The organism is Candidatus Culexarchaeum yellowstonense, from assembly GCF_024707025.1.
Classification (GTDB): Archaea; Thermoproteota; Methanomethylicia; order Culexarchaeales; family Culexarchaeaceae; genus Culexarchaeum.
Map to the genome: position 1 here is coordinate 1 of NZ_JANGFQ010000197.1, position 2,095 is coordinate 2,095.

Annotated in this window: 3 protein-coding genes; all 3 read right to left on the bottom strand. The window is 42.5% G+C overall.

Going from position 1 to position 2,095, the window contains the following annotated elements:
* Window positions 1-478: ATP-binding protein (locus MRT15_RS11025; protein ID WP_304330244.1), on the bottom strand; the 478-nt coding region annotated here is incomplete at its 3' end.
* A 76-nt stretch (window positions 479-554) separates the two neighbouring features.
* Entirely contained in the window at window positions 555-1,802 is a 1,248-nt protein-coding gene (locus tag MRT15_RS11030) for a DUF58 domain-containing protein (RefSeq protein ID WP_304330246.1), read from the bottom strand.
* An 8-nt stretch (window positions 1,803-1,810) separates the two neighbouring features.
* Window positions 1,811-2,095: MoxR family ATPase (locus MRT15_RS11035; protein ID WP_304330247.1), on the bottom strand; the 285-nt coding region annotated here is incomplete at its 5' end.

Below are 2,095 nucleotides of genomic sequence, written 5' to 3' on the forward strand. Positions count from 1 at the left end.
TCTTCTCATAGCCTTCTGGCGGATGCTCAATTACCTCAAGCAACCCCTTCACGAAGAAGGATGCCTCCCTACCCCCAATGAACTGGAAAGCATCATCAACGATCACCGCAATCCTCCCCCTACCCATCCTTATAGCCTCCCTCGCAAAATCTATAACGTAACCTATAAAGCTAGCCAACGCATTGACTGAAGAAGCTTGCTTCAAAACTTCAAGGGCTCTCCTCTCAATGCTCTCTATCCCCACTTCAGCCAAGAACTCCCTCCTCATTGGATTGAAGTATATAACGCTGAATCCAAACCCCTTTAAAATCTCCGCCGCTTGCTTTAGCCATGCAGTCTTACCACATCCTTCAGGCCCAAAGACAACCACTGGAAACCTAGTCCCCCTCTCAGCAAAATCCTCCACCTGCTTAATAGCCCTATCCCTATCACAGAAATCCACCTTCAAACCAGCAAAACTAAGCTTAACCCTCCTCATCTAAACCCCACACTCCACGATTTTTAGGTGATTGAAATATTTAAGCTCAAGATAATTAATGCAATTCACTCCACCTTTAGTGTACATTTACCTCTATTCCCCTTTCTCTAAGCATTTTCAGTATTCTCTTCTGCCTCTGGTAGTCCATGTATGCTTCCTCTAGGCTTCTACTATCCATCCAGACTTTTGATGTTGTATGTACTGTTAATCTTCCACCGTGCTTCTTCACATCATCCCACATGTTCATTAGCCATGTTAAGTCTCCTATTAGGCATGTGATTGCAATTGCATCCATCCACTCTCCATTAATCTCCCTATTGGCTGGGTTTGATGCATCCTCTTCATGGGCTATTTTCATGAGTTTCATCAATTCTCTTGTTGGCTGCGGCCCTATGATCTCGTATAGGTATGTGTAGTCTAGTTTAACTGATTTGAGTGCATATTTCACTGCTGTGGCTAGAGCTTCCCTCCAATCATCAAATTTTAATGTCTCAACTTCGTTTTCAGCATTTATGATCGTGATTCTGTATGGTATGTTCTGTGTTGATAGGGCTGTTGCCATATTTAGGAATTCCGTTGCAGTTATGTCTGCTGATACAGGTCCAGCAGTCTTCAAATCGAATATTAGGTTTACTTCTCCACCAACCTCTTCATGGAAGCATTTCACCATGAGCTTCTGCAACCTAGCAGTTGCCTTCCAATCAATCCTCCTAAAATCGTCTCCCGCCACATATTCCCTCGTCTCAGCATACTCAGTCCCCCTCCCAACCCTATGTATCAATGGATACTCATACATTGGCCCAGCACGTGAAGCCGATGCAATGAGTTCGAGGGCTCTGACAACTGCTGGTATAACTCTAGGTATAACTGTAACTTCACTTTTGAATGGTATGCCAACCTTCACATTGAACATGTTTAAAGCCGTTTTACACTCAACATAAATTTCATTTGAACTATATGAGCCTGCCAATTTTGGTTTGAATTCAAGTGTTATTTGGCTGTTTGTTTGCGTTTGATGAGGCTTCACAACGCAGAATTTCAATGGATGCTTCACAAGTAATCTAATCTGCTTTGGAGCTTCAAATTCAACTTTAACCCTCCCCACATCTCCAGCTACAAGTCTTAAGCTTACACCTTCAGGCTTAACCTTCAAGTTCCTAGCCAACCATCTAGCCTTCCTACATGCTGAAATATACATACATAAAATTACTATAATCACTATTATTGTGGCATAGAGGATTATAATGTCTTGGAATAGTATGTAGAATAATAGTAGTACTGGCATTAGTATTATGAGGGTCTTCCCAGAGGATTCCAGTTTCACTTCTCCATTCATCTTTTGGGCACTGGCGTCGTTTTTAAAGCTTCACTTATCAATGTCTCTTCATCAACTTCCTCTAGGAGTTCATGCTTCAATATTAGTCTATGCCTTAAGACGTGTGGTGCAACTGCCTTGACATCGTCCGGTATTACGTAGTCTCTCCCATGGATTAATGCGTATGCTTTGCTTGCTTTCATTAGCCATATGCTTGCCCTTGCACTAGGCCCCTCCAATAATGCTTCATTCCCCCTTAAGCCTGTAACCAAATCAACAATATACTTCCTCACAGCATCCGA